Raw genomic sequence first — 23,614 nt, 5'->3', positions numbered from 1 at the left:
TTAAATTTCCTCAATCCAACTATGTGCTACGATATTTTGACATTTATGAGCTATTTTAAGAGCATCATCCTGATTGCGACACAAAGCGATCACGATACCGCCTAGTCCGCTACCAGACAATTTAAAACCCAAGGCATCATTTGCATGAGCTATTTTTTGCAATTGATCAATCTTATCAGTTGAAAGGTTAAATGAATGCAATATTTCTTGAGCCCGATTGAAAGCTAAGCCAACTGTCGCTGCATCTTTATTTAGCCAAGCACTTTTAGTTTCATCAGCCAGTTTACCTAATTCCTTAAGATTATTTTGAGCTGTGGTTGATTCATTTAGTAATTTATAAACTTGATTAACAGCTTTTTTCGTACTACCCAATTCACCCGTATCCATAATAAGCAAGGTGGCGTGTAATTTCGACCTTAGCGGTTTAGGACCCTCTTTTTGATTAAAAAAGATTAGGCAATCAGAATTAACAGTTGCTGCATCAAGACCTGATGCTTTACCGTGGTTGATCATTTCCGCGTGGTTAGTAATGTTAATAATTTCAGTTTCGGTTAAATTTAAGTGGAAATAATCATTCATTGCGCGCGTAGTAGCCAGTGCCACGGTTGCGCTGGAACCTAAGCCGCGTTCAATTGGAATCTCTCCAGTATAGGTTATTTTAAGTGGTGTTTGACTTGCAGCTTTGTTCAGCATTGTTTTAACTATATATTTTAAACCATCATATTCATCCGGAGCCATAAAAAAAGGCCCCTGATAATAAGCCGTATCCATCCACATTTTTTCAGATGGTTCTACAGTTGTTTTAATATGTAAAGAAGTAATTGGCAATGCTAAAGCATCATAGCCATAAACTACTGAATGTTCACCAATTAAAATAACTTTTCCATGTCCTAAAAAACTTGATTTCATTTTATTTAAGATCCTTATTGTTTTTAAAAATCTTTAGTTCCTATGCTAAAATAATGGCAAAGGAGCTAAGAATAGATGATTAAAATTTTACTAGGTCGGCAAACCGATCCCATGCAGGAAAAAGTTTTACAGGAAGCAGTAGAAAATTATCAGCGTTTCCCTAATCATAAAACTTTTGTCATCGTTCCTAATCACATTAAGTTTACCACAGAAGTCAGGGCAATTAACAGGCTGGCTGCTAGTAAAAACCAGACAGAGCAATCAGTGAAAAACTTACAAGTTTTATCTTTTTCCAGGTTGGCCTGGTTCTTCTTAAAAGATGCCGAACAAGGCTTACCAACAGAGCTGGATGATGCTGCAGCGGCTATGCTTTTAGCAAAAATCATTGAGCAAAAAAAAGAGCAGTTGCATCTCTTTCAAACTACCAATTTAAATCCCGGCTTGCTCAAACAACTGTATGATACAATCTTGCAAATACGCGAAGGTAACTTGGACCTTAATGAGATTGATCTGGATACTCTTGATCTTGAAACCAAAAACAAAGTTGCAGATTTGAATATTTTATATTCTGCTTTCACTGAAGCTATTAAAGGTAAATTTTCTACTTCAAATGAAATTCAATTGCAATTAAATGAATATCTGGCGGCCTGCAAGAGACTAAACGAGACAGACTTTTACTTCAGTGATTTTTCCCATTTTTCACTGCAAGAATGCTTAACCGTTAAATTACTGATGGCCAAAGCTCATAGTGTCACTTTGGCATTCAAAACCAAAGAGGGTGAAATTAATTCTACACCGGAGCCGGGAGACTACGATTACGTTATTCAAACTACCATCAACAAACTGTTACAGTACATTCAAACCCGTAATTTGCCTCATCAAATATCAACGACAACTATTAGTCCCAAACCTACTAAAAGAGAGTTACTCAATGAATTTTGGACGGGAACGGTTAGTGATATTGGTCTATTGGATCAGATGCAGCTTGTGCGTGCTGACAATAGGTACGCTGAAGCATATTACGTTGCACATACCATTTATCAACAAGTTGCTTTAAGGCATTATCGTTACCGGGACTTTTTGGTTCTGGCACCCAATTTACATGAATACGAAACCTATTTAACTCCAATTTTAAGGCAGAATCAAATTCCCTTTTTTAATGACTTGCAGCAGGAAATGAAATATCATCCTCTGGTTGTTTTGATTGAGAATGTTGCGCAGTTGCTGAATAGACCATTCCAAGCGCAAAATATGCTGGCAATCATGAAAACCAGACTCATTATTCCTAAGTGGTATCAAGATGAATCAGCTTACATATATGATGTTGATCAGCTGGAAAATTTTGTTCTGGCACACGGTATTAACCATAATCTTTGGCGCCGAAGTTTTACCGATTATATGGCTGCTGAGGTAATTGATTTAGACAAGATTCCAGAAGAAGTTAACAAAATAGATAAACTAAAAGATTTTTTTGTTAAACAAATTACCAAGTTGTTCAAAAATTTAAAAGAAGAGACGGATACCCAAAAAGCAGTTACGACCTTTTTCGATTTTTTAACTCAAAACGGTGTTAGTGACGTTTTAGAAAAGTGGCGCGCTGATGCTCAAGAGAGCGGAGCCTTGCAAGAAGCTCGTCAGTCTGAGCAGGTGTGGGATTTGTTGATTAACCTCTTACATGATTATTTACTGATCAACCCGGACAGTTTTGACCTTAAGAGCTTTTTTGATGTACTGATCAATGGCTTTAAGGAAGCGACCTTTTCGCAAATTCCGGCCACACTTGATGCAGTCAATTTATCTGAAATGGGGATTGTCCAAGTTAGTGGCTATAAGCAAGTTTTTATTATGGGCGCAACGGTTAATGGGCTGCCGCAAATACAAAATACGCCCGGGTTTTTAAGTACAGAAAACCTAGCAGAACTGAAAAAGGATTTCGGCGAAGATTCGTATATTGAAGACCGACAAGAGTTAAGCAATTGGGATCAAAATTACCAATTCGGTATCTGTCTGGCTTTAGCGCAGGATAAAGTTTATTTAACTTATTCTTTAGCCTCTGATGAAGGGGACACCGTTCAACCTTCAATCTATTATGAAAGGTTTAAGAACGCTGGTGCAGTAGAATTTTCGCAGCACAATCTTCCAGAAGAAACAAGTCAGCTATTGTCTTTTATTACTAATGCTCAAGCAAGTTTAGGATACTTAAGCTACCTTAATCGGACGGAAAAAAATATCGGCGTAAAAGAGTTATTAAAACTAACTCATGATCTATTACCACAAAAGACCACTAAAGTTATCGCCGCAAGCCAATTTATTAATGAACCCCAAAACATTGGACCTGACTTGGCGCAAAAATTATACGGTAATAATCTTAATTCTTCGGTTTCTCAGCTGGAAACATTCTATGAAAATTCGTATGAATATTTTCTAACTTATGGCTTGCATCTTCATAAAAGATTTGAAAATGAACTCGATATCATCCAGGCAGGAAACTACTTTCATGAAACTTTTGACAGGTTAGTTAAAGAATTAAATGAACGTTCTCTTGATTTAGAAGAAATTGATGGTCAAACACTAAATCAGCTCCTCAAAGTGGCGCGCACTAAAATGCAGAGTGAAGCCAGGTATAAGCAGCTTTTGAATGATCCCTTTAACGAATTTTTATTTAACTGTCTTGACCAAACCACAACTAAAGTCTCTACTAACTGGCACAAGGCAGTCACTAAAACGCCATTACGTGCTAAATATTCAGAACTTAGTTTTGGTAATGGTGAGCTGGTAAAGGGACTTAACTTCAAAATTCCTAGTCTCTCCGGCAAACATTACGTCAACTTAAGGGGTAAAATGGACCGAGTAGATTTAGCTCGGGTTACAGATCAGAATGAATTAATCGCCCAGGTAATTGACTATAAGTCTTCCGCTAAGAAATTTAATTTAGGATTATTTTATCATGGTATTTCTTTACAAATGGTTTCTTATTTGGACGTTTTAATGCAAAATAAAAAGTTTTTTGCAGGGTCGACACCTTTCTCACTTTTAGGGGCTTTTTATCAAACTGTAACAAGGCAAACGGATAGACTAAATGGTAAAGATTTATACAGTAATGACTTACAGATCAAAAAAGCCAACCTAGAAGGTCAGGTTAAGCTTAAATATACCGGTTTGATCAATAACGACCAATTATTAATGCTTGAAGCTGAGCCTGATTTAAAACAACCGGGCAATTCATCTTCTCTTTATACCGGGGTCAGTTCTAAAAAAGATGGTACTCTAACTTTTCGTGGCAGTTCTTTTAAGGATGATGAACTTGAGTTGCTGCTTAAGTATGACGAAGAACTCATCAAAGAAGCCTCCAGTCAAATTTTATCAGGGCAAATAAAATTAAACCCCTATAAATATGGTAATGGTATAAATGCCTTAACTTATTCTGATTACCGTGACATTTTCTTTTTTGATGCCATGTTGAAAGAAAATAAATACCATCAAGTCGGCAATATTAAAAAGAAAGAATTACTGGAAAAAATCAAAAAACGGCTAAAGGAGAACGAATAAAATGGCCTTAGAAGATAACCAGTTTACGCCGGTTCAGCAAAAAGCAATTAATGATCATGGCCGTGATATTTTGGTATCGGCTTCTGCTGGAAGTGGAAAAACAACGGTATTGGTGCAGCGTTTAATAAATGAAATACTTGCCGGAACCAGTGTTGATAAGCTACTAGTAGTGACTTTTACCAAAGCTGCTGCTTCCGAAATGAAAAAAAGAATTAAAACAGAATTATTATCGCAGTTGCAAAAGGCTTCCCCCAAATCATACCTGCGCCAACAGCTTAACTTGGTTGATTCAGCTAACATTTCAACGGTTGATGCCTTTTGCCTGGATGTAATACATCGTTTTTATTATGTGATTGGGGTTGATCCTAGTTTCAGTATTTTGACTGACGATTCTCAAGCTGAGCTAATGCGCGAGCGAGCATTAAAAGATATTGAAGGTGAGTTTTTAGAAAATAAAGACGCTGACTTCATTGCTTTTTATGATAATTTTGCAGGTGACAGGGATGCACAGACGCCACAGAATTTACTACTGGATTTATATAATTATGCAATGACTAAGCCTGATTATCGTGACTGGTTCAAAGAACTACCTCAAAAATATCAATGTGGACCAGAAGTGATTAAATCTTCATTATGGCAAAAGGCAATCAAACCATATTTATTAGATCTCTTTCAGAATTTAGCTGACAATATTGCACAACTTTGTCAAAGTACTAATATGGCTACTAAGCAGTTAAAGAAAGTCAGAGAAAGTTTTGACTTATTTGCAAAATGTCTTGCCAATTATTTGGCTGCTCTCAAAAATGATGCCGACTATGATGATCAAAGAGAAAAACTACGTAACTGCATTTTTCGTGGAAGTATGCGTAAATCTGCAAAGTGGGATGAAGATATCATTGCCTTTTATGATGAATGTCATAGCGTAAAAGAAGAAGCAGCAGAACAAATTTTTACCTCTTTTACTTCTTTTTACGCAACGGACGAGCAGGAACAATTGGTACTAATGCAAAAGGGTAATCAAATTATGTCAGCGATTGTAAAAGCTGAACTGGCATTGATTGATCATTTTACTCAGTTAAAAAGAGTAGAAAATCTTCTTGATTTCAGTGATATGGAACAACTGGCTTACCAAATTCTTAGTCAGGATTCTTCCGCATCCCAGATGGCAAGGTCCTTTTATCAAAACAAATTTAGTGAAATATTGGTTGATGAGTATCAGGATATCAATCCCCTGCAAGAGAAAATTTTACAGCTGGTTAAAAAAGACGGTCAAAACAATCTCTTTATGGTGGGTGACATTAAACAGTCAATTTATGGCTTTAGGCAGGCTGAACCGAGTTTGTTTTTACATAAATATCAAGAAGCAGCTCTTAAAGAAAATGAACAAAAAGAAGAGCGAATTTTATTATCTGATAATTTCCGCTCTACCAAGCCAGTAATCGAAATCGTCAATCAGGTATTTAAAAATGTTCTTACTTCAGACTTTGGTGGTATTGACTATAAAGATGAGAGCCAGCTGGTTTACGGAGCAAAGTACTATCCCGAAAACTTACCAGCTGCAACAGAAATTCTCTTTCATGAAAAAAACAATGATAAAAACACTGCCCAGGAAGATGCTTCTGATGATATCGATTCAGCTGAAATTTCCATGGTCATCAACCGAATTAAAAAATTCACAGAAGAAAACTTCTTAGTCTACGACAAGTCTGCAACTAATGATAATCATTTAAGACCCTTCAAATACAGTGATATTGTCATTTTAACGAGAAGCCGGAGCAATAATCTTGAGATCATGCAGGAATTTGCAAAGAATAATATTCCAATCATGGTTACGGATGCTAAAAATTACTTTCAAACTCTGGAATTGACTATCATTATGAATTACTTGCGCATAATTGATAACTCCGACCAGGATATTCCTCTAGTGGCCGTCTTAAGATCACCGCTATTTAATTTTAAAGAGCCTGACCTGAGTCTTATCCGTATTCATACCCCAAAAGCTAGTTTTTACAATGCTTTGACTTCATATGTGGCAGTTGGCGATGAACTCAGTCAGAGAGTGAAGGACTTTTTGAACCAGCTTGAAGATTTGCGCAAATTTGCTGCAACGCACAGAATCTCAGAATTAATTTGGAGTATTTATGAAAGGACTAGCCTACTGGAAATTATGACGTCACTGCCTAATGGCAAGCAACGCAGAGTCAATTTGGAAGCTTTGTATGAAAGAGCTGCTTCGTATGAAAGTGCGGGTTTTAAGGGATTATATCAATTTATTAATTTCATAGAAAGAATGCGGCGCAGTCAAAAAGATCTTGCTCAACCACTGTTAACCAAAGAAGCAGGAAATTCAGTGCGCTTAATGACAGTTCACGGTTCCAAAGGGCTAGAATTTCCCATTGTGTTCTATTTAGGTTTGCAGCACCGCTTTCAAATGCGGGATTTAAGTAATAATTACATTATCAATTCAAATTCAGTAGGTTTGACAATCAAAGAAACTCAGTATCGTGCTGATACACTAATCAAAGCAATTGACAATGTGAATAAAAAAAGACAACTTTTAGAAGAAGAAGCGCGTATTCTATATGTCGGAATGACACGTGCAAAGCAAAAGCTAATTTTAGTGGCAGATTTAAAAAATTTACCAGAAATGATCAAAGAATGGCAAGATCAAGTTAATCAACATGGTCAGATAACTCTCAACAATAAACTTAATGCTACTAATCCAATGAGTTTCATTGGTCCTACAATTGACTGGCATAAACTTCTAAATCAAAAAATTGCAGATATTAATTTAGCTGCAGAAACAAGTCAAAAGCTGCTGTATCTGCAATATCAGGATGAAAGTATCAATTTAAAAGAGAAAGCAGTCAAAGAAAAGGCGAGAAAAGATAATGTTTCAGCGTTAACAGAATATGCCAAAAAGTTATACAACTTCAGTTATCCTTTTCAAGATGCAAGTCACACAACTGCTTATCAGTCTGTATCTGAAATTAAAAAAGCTTTTAATGATCCTCTTGATGCTGAACTTGAAAACGCCCACTTGATTTCTTCTACTAACCGTTATTTGCAACCGATTGATACTAAACCTGACTTTTTATATCAGACAAAATTTACCGGGGCAGAAATTGGTACTGCCATGCACCTTCTTCTGCAATACTATGATTATTATGGCTCAGGAAAAGCAGACCAAGTTGAAGAAGAAGTGCAGCAATTAGTAAAACAAAATAAGCTCAACAGCAAAATTGTTGCTAGTTTAAATTTGCAACAAATAAATTGGTTTGTTCATAGTGATTTTGCCCAGAAATTTTGGAAAAATCCTGCAAATTTGCAGCGCGAAATTGAATTTTCAAGTCTGTTGCCAGCTGACGTTTTATTTGGCAATTTCAGTGACCCTGATGCGAAAATTTTAATTCATGGTACAATAGACGGTTATTTTAGTGAAAAAGATGGCATAATATTGTTTGATTATAAAACTGATCATATCGATCACAGCCATTTAGAATTAGCCATAGATAAGATTAAACAAAAGTATGCAGGACAATTGCGTTTATATGAAAGGGCCTTAAATTCTTTTTCCGACCAAAAAGTTAAAGCCAAATATTTAATTTTATTAGATGCATGCCAAATTGTTGAAGTTAAGTAAAGAAAGGAGGGGTAATGCAGAATGAAATCATTTGAGCAGACCGTTTTTGCGGTCGTTGATTTGGAAACTACCGGAACACAGCGAGAAGATAACAATCATATTATCCAGTTTGGCTGTGCCATTATTAAAAATATGAAAGTTGTCAAAACATATTCGTTTATGATTAATCCCCATCGTGAAATTCCAATAGCGGTCCAAAACTTGACTCATTTACATAATAAGGATGTGGCCCATGCAAAAGATTTTTCTTTTTATGCACCAAAGATTGTAAAAATTTTAAAAGATACTGTTTTTGTTGCTCATAACGTCAATTTTGATTTGCCATTTTTAAATTATGAATTAGTACAACATGGTTATGAGCCTCTGATCAATCGTGCAATTGACACCGTGGAACTGGCTAAAATTGCTTTTCCCACAGAGCCTTCATATAAACTGAGCGATTTAACTGCATTATTGCACATTAAACATTTAAACCCTCATAAAGCTGACTCTGATGCCTATGGCACTGCAGTTTTACTAATAAAAATTATTGAGCGGCTTGAAAGTTTACCTCAAGCTACCCTGAATACTTTAAGTTCTTTGGCACACGGTTTAATCCGCGACACTTCCTGGATTTTTACGACTATTGCTGATGATGCACGCAAAGAGAAACGTCCTTTATCTCCTGAATACCAGCAAGTACGACAAATAATACTGCGTAAGCAGGAAAAAATAGCAATTACTGAAAGTCAGTCGTCAACTACTTTTCCAAAAAGTGACAGCACAAAAAAGAAGCTGTTCCAAAGTAAAATTAATTACCGGCAACCGCAGGTAGACCTAATTAATCGTATTGAACAGTTTTTGCGTTCCTCAAAGCAAAGAACGCTGTTAGTTGAGGCTCCTAATGGAAGTGGTAAGACTTTTTCTTATTTATTTGCTTATTCCTATCATTTATATACAAACAGAAAATTAGTAATCGCTACTCCTACAAAAGTTTTGCAAAGACAGATTATTAATCATGAAATACCCCAATTATTGAACGTCACCAAGTTAGACTTAAAGGCTGAAGAAGTGAAAGCCAGTAGTCATTACCTTGATCTAGATGGATTTTATCAGAGTTTATATCAAGGTACTCCTAATAAGTTGACTTTAGTTTTACAGATGCGTATTTTAGTTTGGTTAACCGAAACGAAGACTGGCGATTTAGACGAACTGCAGCTCACTAACTATCGTGCACCTTTATTTACTCAAATTGCCCATCCTGGTGATGCACGCGTTGGTAGCATTTTTGCGGACGTTGATTTTTGGAACCTTGCTAGGCAGCGGCAAGAGCAGGCAGACATTTTAGTGACAAATCATGCCTATTTAGCCAATCATTATAATGATACTATTTGGGGACAAAATCCTTATCTCGTTATTGACGAAGCTCACCGCTTTGTTGACAATGTTATCAGTTCTAGAAACGATTCGTTTCAGTTCGAATCATTATGGGGAGCTCTCAATCATCTGCGTAATTTGCTTTATTATGCCGATGACAGTATATTTAATCAATACGGTAACGACGTTCAATTCAATTTCTTATTGGAAAAGCTGGATCCAGCAATTCTTGAGTTAATTAAGGTCATTAATCATTTGCAACGTTTGCTTTGCTCCAAAAAGAAAAAGGCTGTCAGCCAAAATACTTTGGCTAATGGTAATTTGCTACTTAGCTTTAGAGGAAGGGATTTATTTTCCAAAAATAGTCAGTTTTTAGTCAAACTAACTGAACTGCAACGGAAATTGGAAGACATCAGGCAGAAAACTAATCAAATTTTATTTAAGATGTACAATGAAACTGACAATTCAAATATTGATCGGGATGCTATTTTAAGTGAAGCTTCAGGTCAAATAGATCAGCTGGATGATTTTATTACAAAAAGCTATCAGTTATCTGATTTACTTCGTAAAAAAGCTTATGTTGAATCAGAAGGATTTATTGTTACTTTAACTAATCCTCAAGATCCTTTGAGTGCCAACTTAAGCTGGTTAATGCTGGATGCAACGCCAGAATTGCACAAAATATACGATCGCTTCGATCACATTTCATTTGTAAGTGCAACTATGACCAGTGAAAATGGTTTTGATTTTATAATTAAACTTTTAGGGTTAACCGATTTAGCACCCCAAAAATACATCGGGACGAGCACATTTAAATTAGCAAAACATCTTGAGGTTTTATCTGTAACTGATTTTCCAGATATTAATGATCCTGCCCACGAAAAAAAGCTAACGCAAATTATTGAAAATGACTTGGCAAATAAAAATCATGTTTTAATACTAATGACAAATTTAGAACAAATTAAAAAAACTTTTAGTGCTATTATCAATTCGCCCAACTTACGGGATTTTGAAATTTTGGCTCAGGGTGTTTCCGGGTCAAATAATCGTATTATCAAAAGATTCGCCATTGCTAAAAAAGCTCTGATACTTGGTGCAGATAGTTTTTGGGAAGGAATAGATTTTCACGAATGTGGTGTAGATTTGGTAATAGCAACAAAATTGCCATTTGAAGCCCCCGATTTACCTAAAGTTAAGTTGCGCCAAAGACAGCTCATTGACAGAGGAATTGACGTTTTTCATTCTGATACGATGCCAAGGGCGGTTATTCGGTTTAAGCAGGGAATGGGCAGGTTAATACGTGGAGAGCAGGATAAAGGACAATTTTTAATATTAGATTCCAGAATTTGGTCTAAAGATTATGGTTCTATTTTTCTGGCTGCCATTCCCGTTAAAGTCAAAAAAATATCTTTGAATGATTTACAAGAAATGTTAGAAAACTATGATACAAGATGATACAAAACAAACTTTTAAATTTTTAGCATGGGTATTCTTAATATTGGTATTATTATACTTTGCTTTTATTATAATTTTTTATAAAGCTGGTAATCCCGAAAGAGCAGAAACCCGCGAACTTAACAAAATTGCTCTTGAAAAGACTCCAATCAGGTATACTGAAAAGACCTATCATTTGAATCGTGGTATTAACAGCTATTCTTTAAAAGGCTTGACCAAGAATCATAAGACCTATTATTTTATTTATTTACCCGGATCTAAAAAAGCATTTTTATATCCAGCAAGTAAGGGTGTTAATGAAGCAGTTATCCGCAACAAATACAGTGTTAAAAGGCCATCTGAAAAAATTACTGAAGTAAATTTAGGCTGGTATCAGAATAAGCCGGTTTGGGAAGTAAGCTCTAAAAATGTTGCGGGTGAATATCATTATCAACTTTTTGATTTTAAAAATGGAAAATTAGTAGGTTAAGTCGCTAAATTGCTCAAACTTTGGTATTATTAATTTGATTATGATAAGGAAAGTGGAATAAAAGTTTATGACAGAATTAATTTCTATAGCAGATTGTCGCAATCATGTCGACCAAGAAGTGCAGATGCACGTTTGGCTAACGGATAAACGTTCAAGTGGTAAGATAGTTTTCTTACAATTACGTGATGGTACAGCATTTTTCCAAGGGGTTATTCGTAAAAATGCCGTTTCGGATGAAGTTTTTGAGACAGCAAAATCACTGCATCAGGAGGCAAGTTTCTACATCAAGGGGACTGTTCATCAAGACGAACGTTCTCACTTTGGTTATGAAATTCAAATTTCGGATTTGCAACTTATTACTAACAATGAAGGCTATCCTATCGGTAATAAAGAACATGGTATTGAATTTCTTCTTGATCACAGGTATTTATGGTTAAGAAGCAAACGCCCGTTTGCGATCATGCGAATTAGAAACGTCATTTTCAAAGCAACTGTTGATTTCTTTGAAAAGGAAGGGTTTATAAAATTTGATGCTCCAATCTTTATGCATTCTGCTCCTGAAGGAACTACAGAATTATTCCATACTGAATATTTTGGTGGCGATGCATACCTTTCTCAATCTGGTCAACTTTACGGTGAAGTAGGGGCTGAAGCATTCGGGAAGATTTTCACCTTTGGCCCAACTTTTAGAGCAGAGGAGTCAAAAACTCGTCGTCATTTAACCGAGTTCTGGATGATGGAGCCGGAAATGGCCTGGATGCATCAAGATGAATCTCTTGCTTTGCAAGAACGGTTCTTGTCATATGTCACTGGACAAGTTTTACAAAATTGCCAATATGAACTGGAAATTTTAGGCAGGGATCCTAAGAAGCTTGAGCCTGCTTCTCAGGGTGATTATACTCGTTTGTCTTATGATGATGCAGTAAAAATGTTACAGGATGATGGACGCGACTTTAAATGGGGAGATGATTTTGGCGCTCCTGATGAAGCCTTTATTTCTGAAAAATTTGATCGCCCGTTCTTCATAGTAAATTACCCAACATCTATTAAACCTTTTTATATGAAGAAAAATCCTGATAACCCTAAAGAATATTTATGTGCTGATGTTTTAGCACCTGAAGGTTATGGTGAAATTATGGGCGGATCAGAACGTGAAAGTGATTACGAGACATTACTTAAACAAATTCATGAAGCCGGCTTAAATGAAAATGATTATAGCTGGTACCTAGATTTACGTAAATATGGTAGCGTACCTCATTCTGGCTTTGGCATGGGATTTGAACGAGTAATTGCTTGGATTTGTAATTTAGACCATGTTCGTGAAGCTATTCCGTTCCCAAGAATGATTAACAGACTTGAGCCTTAATATTAAAATCAATAAGATAATTAAAAGTTGAACTAAAAATTCTTTAGTTCAACTTTTTTAGAGGAGAAAAAACATGCAATATAATGATTACCGTGCTTTAGGAGTAACTCTGTTATCAAATGGTCTGATCGCTTATTATCCGCAACTAAAAATTGATGACGCTGAAATGATGGTCATCTTGCAATTGGAAATGTTTGCTCAAAAAGGAGACTTTTTTCCCACCAATGAACAAATTGCTGCAAACTCTAATTTTTCCGTTGCAGAAATTGGATCTTTATTGCAAAAATTAATTGAACAAAATTTTCTGGTAATTGACCAGGTAACTGATAGAAAGGGCATGATTGGAAATAAATACAACCTTAACCAGTTGTACGACAAACTGGATAAATTATTGACAGCAAAAACTGATAGTGCCCTCAAAGAAAATGGTAACGAGAATTCATCATCTGTTATTGACAACAGTCCTTTGAATCAATTAGTTCGCCAATTTGAAATTGAATTTGGTCGCTACTTAAGCCCAATCGAACGAGAAGAAATTGCTGCTTGGTTAAACGTTGACCATTATGATCCTGCCATTATCAAGTTGGCTTTGCGGGAAGCTGTTTTATCTCAGGCATATAGTTTAAAGTACGTCGATCGCATTCTGTTAAATTGGCAAAGACACAATTTAAAAACTGTGAGTGAGGTCCAAAAATTTTTGAGGAGGAATCGCTAAATGGAAGCAGAAAAAATTCTTAGTGCTAAAGAAGCCAGAAAAGTTTTAGAATGTATCAACAAAATGTATCCTTACGCAAAAAGTGAATTGGTATGGGATAATAAATTCCATTTATTATGCGCGGTCTTAATGAGTGCTCAAACTACTGATAAAATGGTAAATCGAGTAATGCCTAAATTTATGAAAGATTATCCTGAACCGAAAAACTTAGCAACAGCAACGATTCCGGAAATAGAAAAACATATCTCTCAAATTGGACTTTATCATTCTAAAGCTAAACACTTAAAAGCAACTGCTGAAATTCTAGTTTCAAAATATGATAGTAAAATTCCTCATGACAAAAAGAGTCTGATTTCTTTACCTGGAGTCGGAGAGAAAACGGCTAATGTTGTTTTAGCTGAAGGGTTTGGCATACCTGCGATAGCAGTCGATACTCATGTGTCACGAATTTCTAAGCGCTTTCATATAGTACCGCAAGATGCTAAGCCACTGGAAGTAGAAAAGAGATTAGAGGAAATTCTACCTAAAAGTGAATGGATTCATACACATCACGCTATGATTTTATTTGGTCGCTACTCAATGACAGCACGGGACAAAAACGACCCCTATACTTATTTAAAAGAAAAATAATATTTAAAAACTAAAAAATTTAGTATAATTTCCTTAACAAATTAATCAAAAGGGGGTTTAAAATATGAGTAGGTGGCGCATAACTAACATTATTTTCGTTGTTTTATTTGCGGGTATGGCATTATTTCTCTGGCTGCGTCCCTATGATGGTACTGGTACAGCTAACACAATGAATGTCAAACTTATTTCCTTAGCTATTTTAATAATCTTTTTTGCTTTTATTGGTCTTATAGAACTAATTGTTTATTTATTTGTGAAAAAATAATAAAAGAATCGCTGAAAAAAATTTCAGCGGTTCTTTTAATTAATGATGATTCTCGTCATTGCCCGAGTTATTACTTTCGCCCCCAAGCTTATTCGGCTTCTGTTCATGGTGCGAATTATTTTCAGAAATAGAATTATTTGCATCATTATTTTGACTCGAATCAGATGAATTGTCTTTACCAGTATTACCTGTTTGCGGCTTATCTTTTAAATCCTTATCTTTCTTTTCATTTTTATTATTTTGGGTTGTTGAACCATTTTCGTGATGAAGTGAATTTCTTTCTTGAGTATTGCTTGTAGAAGATGAATTATTAGTAATAGTTTTTTCATCATCTTCATCATAGTCGCTGCTATCATCAACTATACCAACAGGAGAATGTCCACGAACAAACAGTTGCCACTCCCCAGTAGAAGAAACCTCTGGAGGATTCGAATTTTTAGCAATTCTAGCCCTAATCACCGAATCGGGCTTTTGCCAGTCAACATTTTCTTTATTTCTCATCAAATAGGTCATCATATTTTTATAAAAAAGTTGCGCTGATTGCTGACCGATACCTGAAATAGTCCCATCTTTCAGGTTATCATAGCCGGTCCAAATACCTAATGCATAACGAGGTGTATAACCCACAAACCAGGAATCCTTTGGAGTAGCTGCGTACCCTGGGTAGCGTGCTAAATCTTGTTCTGAATACTTAACGGATCCGGTTTTACCGGCATGATACAAACCATTAATCTGGGCATTTCTGCCAGAGCCACGTTTTATAACGCCTTTTAGCATATCTGTAATTATGTATGCTGTGGCTTTACTCATAACACGAATACCCTCAGAATCATAATTTCTGGTTAATCCATCAGGAGTTTCAATTTTCGAAACAAATTGCGGTTTATGATAAATACCCATCGTTGCAAATGCACTAAAGGCTCCGGCCATTTGTAAACTGGAAGCATTCGTACCGATAGCTACGGACAAGCCGGAATCCATTGGAATATCAATATCCATTTTGCCGGCAAACTTTCTCGCACGAGGTATGCCGACTTCTCTTAACGTTTTTACTGCAGGAACATTACGTGATTGTTCTAAGGCATGCCTCATCGTCATCATGCCGTCATATTTATTGTCCCAGTCGTATAATTGAACATTTGTTCCCGGATAGACGTATTTGCTATCATCTAACATTTTAGCAGTGGACCAATTAAGGTATTCAATGGCAGGGCCATAATCTAGAACAGGCTTAATTGAAGATCCAGTTGAACGAGTAGTTTGCACAGCCCGATCTAAGCCCAACTGAACTGAAGAAGGTAGATGCCGGCCACCCAATATAGCTACCACATGACCATTGCTAGGATCAACTACGGAAGCACCAATCTGCATTTTATCGTTAGTGAATGGAACCTGACCATTATTAGCCAGTTGATATAGTTTCTTTTGAGCTTTCTGATCCATATTAATCGTAATTTTTAAATTATCACGGAAAGGATCAAAGCCCTTGGCTCTAACCTCGGCAATTGCTTCTTTAACATAAGGATCATTAATTTTACGTAAGTTTGACTGTTTACGCTGATTATGTGGTTTTAAACCCTTTTTAATGCTTTCCCTGCTTGCCTCATCATATTGTTCTTGCGAAATTTTTTTATTCTTCAACATCGCCTTTAAAACAATATCACGACGGTATTTTGCATATTGAGGGTAGGTATAAGGATTATAAACAGTAGGCCTATTAGGCATTCCTGCAAGCATCGCTGTTTGAGCTAAGTCTAAGTCCCCAATTTTTTTACCATAATAAAAGTTAGCTGCAGTGCCAATTCCAGTATTGCCATAATTCATGTAAACTTTATTAATATAAAATTCCAAGATTTCATCATGACTGTATTCTCGCTGCACTCTCATAGCTAGCCAGGCTTCTTGAGCCTTTCTGCGTAAAGTTCGTTGGGAAGCAGCTGTTGAAAATTTTGTCAGCTTAACTAATTGCTGGGTGATGGTAGAACCGCCAGCAGAAATACTTTTACTTTTGGCATTAGTTAACATTGATCCTACAATTCTGATCGGATCAATTCCCAATTTATCCTTGTAAAAGCGCTTGTCTTCAACTGATACGATAGAATCTTTTAACAGTTGCAAATCTTCACTGTCTTTAACGTATAGTCGCTTTTCGGTACCTAAAGACATTACAAATTTACCATTGGTATTATATAATCCTGAAGAGCCGCCACTTTCAAGGTCAGCGCGACTAATATTGGGAGCATCCTTAGCGTAAAATGCAAATAGACCAACGCCAGCTACCAGAAATAGAAAAATAACCAAAAACGTCCACTTAAGTAAGCGGCGCCATAATGGTTTAGGTAAACTTTGACGGTAGTTTTTACGTGATTCACGTCCATTATTTGAGTTGAAATTTTTATTTGTCATCGTGTATTTTCCTATCCGAGATAAAAGAATCTACAGCTTTCAAATACGGGAGTATTGGTTGAAAACCGTTCTTAATCTCTATTGACCAATCCTCGACTTCTTTTAATGTTAATGAACTTTTGTTTTTAGTCCACCAAGCTTTGATAATTGAGCTCGCTGGAGTAACGAAATAGCGGTTTAAGCTTGTAAATCCTATTATTGTAAAGCATATTCCTTTTTGCTTCAAGCATTCTGCTAAGTGAACTATTTGATGTTCGTGAAAATTTTTTAAGGGAAAATTAGTTTTGTTTTTGGTTTCTTTTGCTTCGAAATCCAGATAGTAACCTTTATATACACCATTATAATCTGTGGTCGATTCCTGGCGAAAGTATGCTTCTTTTATTACTGCACGTGATCTTTTAGGGTAGTCTACCTTAACAATTTGAACAGGCGTAGGCTTTTTATGTACCACGGCTATTTCTTTAGTACGATAATATTTATTAGATTCGTTAATCATCTGTTCAAGGTTCATGCCTCGATCAGAAAAATTAATATTTTTATGTTTTCTTTTTTTGTATGAAGCTTGGGGCTTATCATTTAAGCTTAAGTTGCGAAAAGCGGCAAAACTGCCGGTTGGATATTTGACCATAAATATCACTCCTGCTAGCATTATAGCAATAAAGGAAAAGTTTTTGAACAAGGAGCCATTTGTTTCATTATGCAAAGACTATGGGTAACGGGGTATCGTAATTACGAGTTAAATACATTCGGTGATAAGGATCCCAAAATCAAAATCATAAAATTAGTTTTAAAAAAGTATATGCTAAATTTACTGGAAAATGACCAGCTAGATTGGGTAATAACTGGAGCAAATTTAGGAGTAGAGCAATGGGCAAGTGAAGTGGCCGTTTCCTTGCGGAAAAAATATCCCCTAAGAACATCTATTATTGTTCCCTATGAAGACTTTGCTGGCAGATGGAATGAAAGCAATCAAGAAAAGTATCTTAACTTAAAAAGTCAAGTAGACTTTTTTGCTTCTACATCTAAAGAGCCGTATCAAAACCCAGTTCAACTGCGCAATTACCAGAATTTTATGCTACTACATACGGATAGGGCCTTAATGCTTTATGATCCTGAAAATCCTGGTAAGCCCAAGTTTGATTATAATTTAATCAAGAAATACCAAGAAACGAAAGAATATCCGCTTGAATTAATTGATTTTTATGATCTACAAGATGAGGCTGAGGAGTATCAAGAAAATCAAGAAGATAATTTTAAAGGATAACTTTATTTTAAAATTAACGTTTTTGTTTTAAGCATGAATAGTTTTTGCTAGAATAAAAGTGATGAAAAAGGAGTTGTATATTATCATGGCAGATTTAAATGATATTCAACTATCCACACAGGATATTTTAAAAAAACAATTTAGGACAAAAGTTAAAGGTTTAGACCCAGATGAAGTTGACGCTTTTTTAGATAAAGTAATCGCAGATTATGAAACTTTTGAGCAAATTATTGAAGACCTATACGGCCAAATTGGCAAGCTGCAGGGTGAATTAATGGATGACCATCATAAAGAGCAAGCTCTTAAGTCTCAAAAAACCAGGAGAATAACTCCAGTAACAAGTGCGGAAAGTATAAAGACGTATACCCCTAATCATGAGCGCTCAACGCAAAGCTTCAATCCAATTAATAAATCAGATACACAAACTGAAAATTCCACCAATATGGCCATTATTCAACGAATTTCGACTCTTGAACGTAAAGTTTATAACCTTGAACAACGAGTTTATGGGTTACAAAAAGACTAAGCTTTGATATAATTCTTAATGGTGCAATTTTTGAGCAGTCGCGGTTTGATCTGAAAATAGGTCAGGCTGAGGAAAGTCCACGCACGCACGAGCTGAGATGCTTGTAGTGTTCGTATTTAGCCCAATAAGCTAAAGAATTTTAATTACGGCGAAAAAAGTGCTAAGTCATTCTACTGATATGCATGAATATTCTGAAAAGTGCCACAGTGACGAAGCAAAAGTGGAAACACTTTTGGTGGAACGAGGTAAACCCTGCGAGCGTGCAACCCAAACTTGGTGGGGGCGTTCAATCTAAGAAAATGAACTAAAGATTGGATTGCTACTAATTTAGCAAAGATAGATGGCTGCTACAGGTATTTATGCCACAAATACCCGAACAGAACGTGGCTTACAGAAATTTGCATTGGCAGCGTTGAGCTTTTCAAAGGGCTCAACGCTTTTTTTAAAGGAAAGAATAAAAGATGAGAAAATATCAGTTATATACAACTATGGGTGTCGGCTTTGAAAGCGTTGTTGCAAAGGAACTACAAGCGATGGGATATCAAACTCACACGGAGAATGGCAGGGTATTCTTTGAAGGCGATCAAAAAGACATTGTCAAAACCAATCTGTGGTTAAGAACGGCAGACCGCGTTAAAATTTTACTTAAAGAGTTCAAGGCGACTGATTTTGATACCCTTTTTAATCAGGTATATGATATTGATTGGGCAGAGCTATTACCTGTTGACGCTAAGTTTCCTGTTAAAGGCAGGTCAGTCAGATCGAAGTTGCATTCTGAACCTGGTATTCAATCAATTGTAAAAAAGGCGATTGTAAACAAAATGTCCGATCAGTACCATCGTCGCGGTTTTTTGCCAGAAAATGGTAATGAATATCCTCTTGATATTCACATCAATAAAGACATTGCCCGAATTTCTCTAGACACTACTGGTGCCAGTTTATTTAAAAGAGGCTATCGTATTGAGCACGGTGGAGCACCTCTGAAAGAAAATTTTGCTGCAGGATTATTAAAACTAACTCCTTACGACGGCAGCCATCCTTTGATTGACCCTATGACAGGTTCAGGTACTTTAGCTATTGAAGCAGCTTTAATTGGGAAAAATATTGCCCCTGGTATCTGGCGCCAATTTGCTTTTGACGGTTTTGACTGGTTTGACAGTTCTATTCATGATGAATTGGTAGCAGAAGCTAAAAGTGAAATTAAACAACTTGACCAACCAATATGGGCGTGTGATATCGACCAATCCATTTTAGAAATTGCAAAATTAAACGCCAACAATGCTGGTGTTTTACAGGATATTTACTTTAAACAAGTTGCAGTAAAGGATTTTGCCACAGACTTAGAAAATGGGGTTATAATCGCTAATCCACCATATGGTAAAAGACTGAAAGATCGGGAATCAGCTGAAATAATTTATAAGCAAATGGGTGAGTCACTTTTAAAATATGACACATTTAGCCAGTATTATTTGGTTGGCGATCCAGCATTTGAAAAATTTTTTGGTAAAAAAGCAACCAAAAAGCGCAAACTGTTTAATGGCAACTTAAGGGTTGATTTCTACCAATATTGGGCAATAAAAAATGATTACAAATAAAGCAAATACCAAATTTTGGGTGATTACAGATACGCATTTAATTGCAGATAGCTTGCATGATGATGGTCAAGCTTTTCAACGTATTCAAAATACCAGTCAAGGTAAAGACCTGGTTTATCAAGAAATAGCTTTAAGGGCTTTTACTGATTTGGCTAATAAAAAAAAGCCGTCTGCTATCATTGTTACTGGGGATGTTACTTTTAACGGTGAGCTTATTTCGGCACAAAAATTTGCAGAAATTTTTCGTAATTTAAATGAAACTAAATTATTGGTTTTACCCGGAAACCATGACATATATGATGGCTGGGCCAGGGCTTTTCAAGGTCCAAATCAGCTTTATGCCCATCAAATTAGTCCCACTGATTGGCAAGAAATTTTTAAATGTTCATATGATTGTGCGCAAAGTATTGATCCCAATTCATTGGCATACAGCGTACAATTAAATAAAGAATACCTATTACTATTACTTGATTCCAATATTTATAGTGAACATGAAGCTAGTGGTGCTCCCTCTACTGAAGGGCAAATAAACGAAGAACAAATTGTCTGGATAGAAAAGCAGTTAGAAAGTGCTAGGATGAAGCACCTTAAACCCCTTTTGTTTATGCACCATAATCTTTATGTTCATAATCCAGCTGTAAATCGCGGCTTTGTTTTAAATAATGCTCAAACATTATGTCGTTTATGCCAGGATTATAAGGTTAAAATTGCTTTTTCCGGCCACATTCATGCTCAAAATATCGTCGAGCCACAGGCAAAAACACCCACTACAGAAATTGTTACTTCAAGTTTTTGTTCATACGACCAAGGATATGGAATAGTCAAAGTAAGAACGGATCACATTGAATATCAGCGACATACATTTGATATGAAACCTTTTTTAACTAAAAAAGAACGGCTAGATTCGAATCTGGTTCACTTTCACAGTTACTTAAAGAACATTCAAATAAGAAATTTAACTGGTAATTCAAATAAAAAAGATCACTTAAACGATGAACAATCTAAATTTTTAGAAAAGGTAAACCGTCTGTTTATTGAAATGAATTATCAATATTTTACGGGACATAATCATATCGAAAAAAAGCAACTAGAAAATTTGTACTCCTCTAAAGAATTTAAAATCTTAGTTAGTCAGAGGCCACGATTTAGCGATTATATGAAAACTTTGTTCGATACTTCTAATCACAGTAACCTTAATGCAAAAATTTGGTATTAACAGGAATTTTTATGAAAAAAAAGCATTTTATTATTTTAGGTCGTAGTGGATTAATTTATTTTTGCTGGATATTTATTGTATTTTTCTTGAGTCTGATATTTTTATATGAAAGCACCAAAGCTTTTAATTGGCCAGCACTTATTTGTTCTTTATTTTTCCTTATTTTATTGCTCTATACTTATTTTAATTCATACTGGAATACGAGCATATTAAAACTCCCATTTCGTCCTAAGACCAAAATGTCATCTGAGCCAACAGTTTTGCTGCAATGGCATTTTCTTAAAATTTATGAAATTAAATTGGACGAATTTGGTCACTATTATTTGTTAAGATTTGAAAAATAAAATAGTCAAAATAGAATAATTTTGGCAAAGTCTAAATTTTTAGTTATAAAAGAAAATTTAGCTTTATTCATAATTTATAACAGGTTATGCATAAAAATTGCTTAATGTTTGTTATAATGACAATTGATTAAATAAAAGGTGGGACCTAAATTCTAATATGAAAAGGATATTATTTAAGATGAAAAATTATTATTAAATTTTATATACAGAAAGAGGCATGCGCAATGAAATCAGATATTCAAATTGCACAAGAAGCACACGCATTACCCATTAACGAAATTGCTGCTAAAATTGGTTTAAGCAGCTCAGATATTGAGCCATATGGCAATGATAAAGCCAAGATCAATTGGCAGGCAATCAAAAAGACATTGGCGAACAAACACCTTGGTAAATTGATTTTGGTTACTTCAATTTCTCCTACTCCAGCTGGAGAAGGTAAATCAACAATGACTATTGGTCTGGGAGATGCCATTAACAATCAGTTACACCAGAAAACGATGATTGCTTTACGCGAACCTTCAATGGGCCCAGTTTTTGGCTTAAAAGGCGGAGCTACTGGTGGAGGTCAGGCTCAGGTTATTCCAATGGAAGACATTAATCTTCATTTTACGGGAGATATGCATGCCTTGACAGCTGCTATTGACACTTTGGCAGCCTTAGTAGACAACTACATTTATCAGGGAAATGAACTTGGGCTAAATCCTGACAGAATTCTATTGAAACGGGGAATTGACGTAAACGATCGTAGTTTAAGAAATATCACTGTAGGACAAGGTTCAAAATTCAACGGGGTTGAACACAAGTCCAGTTTTGCAATTACGGTTGCCAATGAACTAATGGCAATTTTGTGTTTGGCTACCGACATTAACGATTTAAAAAAGAGAATTGGTTTAATGCTCGTGGGCTACACTAAAGATGATAAGCCTATTTACGTTAAAGATTTGGGATTTGAGGGTGCAATTGCAGCTTTGCTTTCAAATGCTTTAAAGCCAAATCTAGTTCAAACAATTGAACATACACCAGCTCTTGTACACGGTGGACCTTTTGCCAATATTGCCCATGGCGCCAATACCGTTATGGCAACTAATTTAGCATTGCATTTAAGTGATTATGTTTTAACTGAAGCAGGATTCGGCAGCGACTTAGGTGGTCAAAAATTCATGGACTTTGTATCTGAACATTTGGATAAAAAGCCTGATGCTAGCGTGGTCGTGGCAACTGTACGTGCCTTAAAATATCAAGCAGAAGGTACCACTGAAAACTTAAGTAAAGAAAATCTGTCTGCTTTACGTAGCGGTTTTGCAAATCTTAAGAGACATATGAATAATATGCGTAACTACGGCATTCCTGTGATCGTTTTAATTAATCATTTTGCAACTGACAGTGAAAATGAACTCTTACTTTTACAGCAATTGATTAAAGAAGAAGGAATTGATTCTGTTGTTGTTGACTATCATGAGCAGGGCTCAAAGGGCGGAATAGAAGCTGCTAAAGCTGTCCTTGATTTAGCAAATTCAGGTGAAGGCAAGCTAGTACCTACTTATCAAAAAGATGATGACGTAAAAACTAAAATTGCTAAAATAGCACAAAAAATTTATCATGCAGCTAAAGTCGAATATACTGAAAAAGCTGAAAATGATATTCATGAACTTGAGAAAATGGGGAAGGATAGGCTACCAGTCATTATTGCCAAGACACAGTATTCATTTACTGATAATCAAAAACTATTAGGAGCACCAACTGATTTTACTTTGCACGTAAAGGGCGCTAGTTTGAAAAATGGAGCCGGGTTTATTGTTATCACAACCGGACATGTTTTAGATATGCCAGGATTACCTAAACATCCAGCTGCATTAGATATTGACGTCGACAATAATGGTAAAATTAGTGGCTTATTTTAAAAAGT

At 35.7% G+C, this 23,614-nt stretch carries 17 protein-coding genes and 1 other RNA gene; 15 read left to right on the top strand and 3 right to left on the bottom strand.

Annotated features, from left to right (window positions below; translation table 11 throughout):
- Positions 1-909: a mevalonate kinase gene (gene mvk / locus Q0K80_RS00380; protein ID WP_294601680.1), complete on the bottom strand. Its 909-nt coding sequence runs from the start codon at positions 907-909 to the stop codon at positions 1-3.
- 75 nt (positions 910-984) lie between these two features.
- Here mvk and Q0K80_RS00375 point away from each other — a divergent pair, with 75 nt between their 5' ends.
- The 8 genes from Q0K80_RS00375 (at position 985) to Q0K80_RS00340 (ending at position 14,357) form a co-directional block, all read left to right on the top strand.
- On the top strand, positions 985-4,458 hold the full coding sequence (locus tag Q0K80_RS00375) for a PD-(D/E)XK nuclease family protein (protein ID WP_294601677.1): 3,474 nt from the start codon (positions 985-987) through the stop codon (positions 4,456-4,458).
- A 1-nt stretch (position 4,459) separates the two neighbouring features.
- The gene (gene addA / locus Q0K80_RS00370; RefSeq protein WP_294601675.1) at positions 4,460-8,101 is read left to right on the top strand and encodes a helicase-exonuclease AddAB subunit AddA; all 3,642 of its coding nucleotides are present in this window, start codon (positions 4,460-4,462) and stop codon (positions 8,099-8,101) included.
- Positions 8,102-8,122: 21 nt separating this feature from the next.
- Positions 8,123-10,912 (top strand): helicase C-terminal domain-containing protein, encoded by a 2,790-nt coding sequence (locus Q0K80_RS00365; RefSeq protein WP_294601673.1) that lies wholly within the window; start codon positions 8,123-8,125, stop codon positions 10,910-10,912.
- Positions 10,899-11,381 (top strand): hypothetical protein, encoded by a 483-nt coding sequence (locus tag Q0K80_RS00360; RefSeq protein ID WP_294601671.1) that lies wholly within the window; start codon positions 10,899-10,901, stop codon positions 11,379-11,381. Before Q0K80_RS00365 ends, Q0K80_RS00360 begins: the two co-directional genes overlap by 14 nt.
- A gap of 67 nt (positions 11,382-11,448) precedes the next feature.
- Entirely contained in the window at positions 11,449-12,747 is a 1,299-nt protein-coding gene (gene asnS / locus Q0K80_RS00355; RefSeq protein ID WP_294601669.1) for an asparagine--tRNA ligase, read from the top strand.
- Positions 12,748-12,820: 73 nt separating this feature from the next.
- Positions 12,821-13,462: a DnaD domain protein gene (locus tag Q0K80_RS00350; RefSeq protein ID WP_294601667.1), complete on the top strand. Its 642-nt coding sequence runs from the start codon at positions 12,821-12,823 to the stop codon at positions 13,460-13,462.
- Positions 13,463-14,092, top strand: a complete 630-nt coding sequence (gene nth / locus Q0K80_RS00345) for an endonuclease III (RefSeq protein ID WP_294601665.1) — start codon at positions 13,463-13,465, stop codon at positions 14,090-14,092. It abuts the gene before it with no gap.
- A 64-nt stretch (positions 14,093-14,156) separates the two neighbouring features.
- Positions 14,157-14,357: a DUF3923 family protein gene (locus Q0K80_RS00340; RefSeq protein ID WP_294601663.1), complete on the top strand. Its 201-nt coding sequence runs from the start codon at positions 14,157-14,159 to the stop codon at positions 14,355-14,357.
- A gap of 39 nt (positions 14,358-14,396) precedes the next feature.
- Here the strand turns inward: Q0K80_RS00340 and Q0K80_RS00335 are convergent, their stop codons facing one another.
- Together Q0K80_RS00335 and recU are read right to left on the bottom strand one after the other, a co-directional pair.
- Positions 14,397-16,763 (bottom strand): transglycosylase domain-containing protein, encoded by a 2,367-nt coding sequence (locus tag Q0K80_RS00335; protein ID WP_294601661.1) that lies wholly within the window; start codon positions 16,761-16,763, stop codon positions 14,397-14,399.
- Positions 16,753-17,391 (bottom strand): Holliday junction resolvase RecU, encoded by a 639-nt coding sequence (gene recU / locus Q0K80_RS00330; protein ID WP_294601659.1) that lies wholly within the window; start codon positions 17,389-17,391, stop codon positions 16,753-16,755. Before recU ends, Q0K80_RS00335 begins: the two co-directional genes overlap by 11 nt.
- 69 nt (positions 17,392-17,460) lie before the next feature.
- Here recU and Q0K80_RS00325 point away from each other — a divergent pair, with 69 nt between their 5' ends.
- The 7 genes from Q0K80_RS00325 to Q0K80_RS00295 all read left to right on the top strand — a co-directional run bounded on the left by Q0K80_RS00325 (position 17,461) and on the right by Q0K80_RS00295 (position 23,609).
- The gene (locus Q0K80_RS00325; protein WP_294601657.1) at positions 17,461-18,027 is read left to right on the top strand and encodes a DUF1273 domain-containing protein; all 567 of its coding nucleotides are present in this window, start codon (positions 17,461-17,463) and stop codon (positions 18,025-18,027) included.
- Between the two features lie 85 nt (positions 18,028-18,112).
- Complete coding sequence (locus Q0K80_RS00320) at positions 18,113-18,553, top strand: DivIVA domain-containing protein (protein ID WP_294601655.1); 441 nt, start codon at positions 18,113-18,115, stop codon at positions 18,551-18,553.
- A 26-nt stretch (positions 18,554-18,579) separates the two neighbouring features.
- Positions 18,580-18,949, top strand: an RNA gene (rnpB, locus tag Q0K80_RS00315) — RNase P RNA component class B.
- Positions 18,950-19,014: 65 nt separating this feature from the next.
- Positions 19,015-20,148 carry a class I SAM-dependent RNA methyltransferase gene (locus Q0K80_RS00310; protein WP_294601653.1) on the top strand — a complete coding sequence of 378 codons (1,134 nt, stop codon included), beginning with the start codon at positions 19,015-19,017 and terminating at the stop codon, positions 20,146-20,148.
- Positions 20,135-21,364, top strand: a complete 1,230-nt coding sequence (locus Q0K80_RS00305) for a metallophosphoesterase (protein ID WP_294601651.1) — start codon at positions 20,135-20,137, stop codon at positions 21,362-21,364. The genes Q0K80_RS00310 and Q0K80_RS00305 overlap by 14 nt, the downstream gene beginning before the upstream one ends.
- An 11-nt stretch (positions 21,365-21,375) precedes the next feature.
- Complete coding sequence (locus Q0K80_RS00300; protein ID WP_294601649.1) at positions 21,376-21,708, top strand: acyltransferase; 333 nt, start codon at positions 21,376-21,378, stop codon at positions 21,706-21,708.
- 224 nt (positions 21,709-21,932) lie between these two features.
- The gene (locus Q0K80_RS00295; RefSeq protein WP_294601647.1) at positions 21,933-23,609 is read left to right on the top strand and encodes a formate--tetrahydrofolate ligase; all 1,677 of its coding nucleotides are present in this window, start codon (positions 21,933-21,935) and stop codon (positions 23,607-23,609) included.
- The last annotated feature ends 5 nt before the right edge of the window (positions 23,610-23,614 follow it).

The sequence above is a fragment of the uncultured Lactobacillus sp. genome, from assembly GCF_945290125.1.
GTDB lineage: Bacteria > Bacillota > Bacilli > Lactobacillales > Lactobacillaceae > Lactobacillus > Lactobacillus rizhaonensis.
This window is presented reverse-complemented; position numbering and strand designations above follow the sequence as displayed.

Bases quoted from the DNA above. Each gene is read 5' to 3' on its own strand.
- Q0K80_RS00375 (WP_294601677.1), top strand. From the start codon at position 985: ATGATTAAAATTTTACTAGGTCGGCAAACCGATCCCATGCAGGAAAAA.
- Q0K80_RS00335 (WP_294601661.1), bottom strand. From the start codon at position 16,763: ATGACAAATAAAAATTTCAACTCAAATAATGGACGTGAATCACGTAAA.
- nth (WP_294601665.1), top strand. From the start codon at position 13,463: ATGGAAGCAGAAAAAATTCTTAGTGCTAAAGAAGCCAGAAAAGTTTTA.
- Q0K80_RS00340 (WP_294601663.1), top strand. From the start codon at position 14,157: ATGAGTAGGTGGCGCATAACTAACATTATTTTCGTTGTTTTATTTGCG.
- asnS (WP_294601669.1), top strand. From the start codon at position 11,449: ATGACAGAATTAATTTCTATAGCAGATTGTCGCAATCATGTCGACCAA.
- Q0K80_RS00320 (WP_294601655.1), top strand. From the start codon at position 18,113: ATGGCAGATTTAAATGATATTCAACTATCCACACAGGATATTTTAAAA.
- Q0K80_RS00365 (WP_294601673.1), top strand. From the start codon at position 8,123: ATGAAATCATTTGAGCAGACCGTTTTTGCGGTCGTTGATTTGGAAACT.
- Q0K80_RS00360 (WP_294601671.1), top strand. From the start codon at position 10,899: ATGATACAAGATGATACAAAACAAACTTTTAAATTTTTAGCATGGGTA.
- Q0K80_RS00350 (WP_294601667.1), top strand. From the start codon at position 12,821: ATGCAATATAATGATTACCGTGCTTTAGGAGTAACTCTGTTATCAAAT.
- mvk (WP_294601680.1), bottom strand. From the start codon at position 909: ATGAAATCAAGTTTTTTAGGACATGGAAAAGTTATTTTAATTGGTGAA.
- Q0K80_RS00295 (WP_294601647.1), top strand. From the start codon at position 21,933: ATGAAATCAGATATTCAAATTGCACAAGAAGCACACGCATTACCCATT.
- Q0K80_RS00305 (WP_294601651.1), top strand. From the start codon at position 20,135: ATGATTACAAATAAAGCAAATACCAAATTTTGGGTGATTACAGATACG.
- addA (WP_294601675.1), top strand. From the start codon at position 4,460: ATGGCCTTAGAAGATAACCAGTTTACGCCGGTTCAGCAAAAAGCAATT.
- Q0K80_RS00300 (WP_294601649.1), top strand. From the start codon at position 21,376: ATGAAAAAAAAGCATTTTATTATTTTAGGTCGTAGTGGATTAATTTAT.
- Q0K80_RS00310 (WP_294601653.1), top strand. From the start codon at position 19,015: ATGAGAAAATATCAGTTATATACAACTATGGGTGTCGGCTTTGAAAGC.
- recU (WP_294601659.1), bottom strand. From the start codon at position 17,391: ATGGTCAAATATCCAACCGGCAGTTTTGCCGCTTTTCGCAACTTAAGC.
- Q0K80_RS00325 (WP_294601657.1), top strand. From the start codon at position 17,461: ATGCAAAGACTATGGGTAACGGGGTATCGTAATTACGAGTTAAATACA.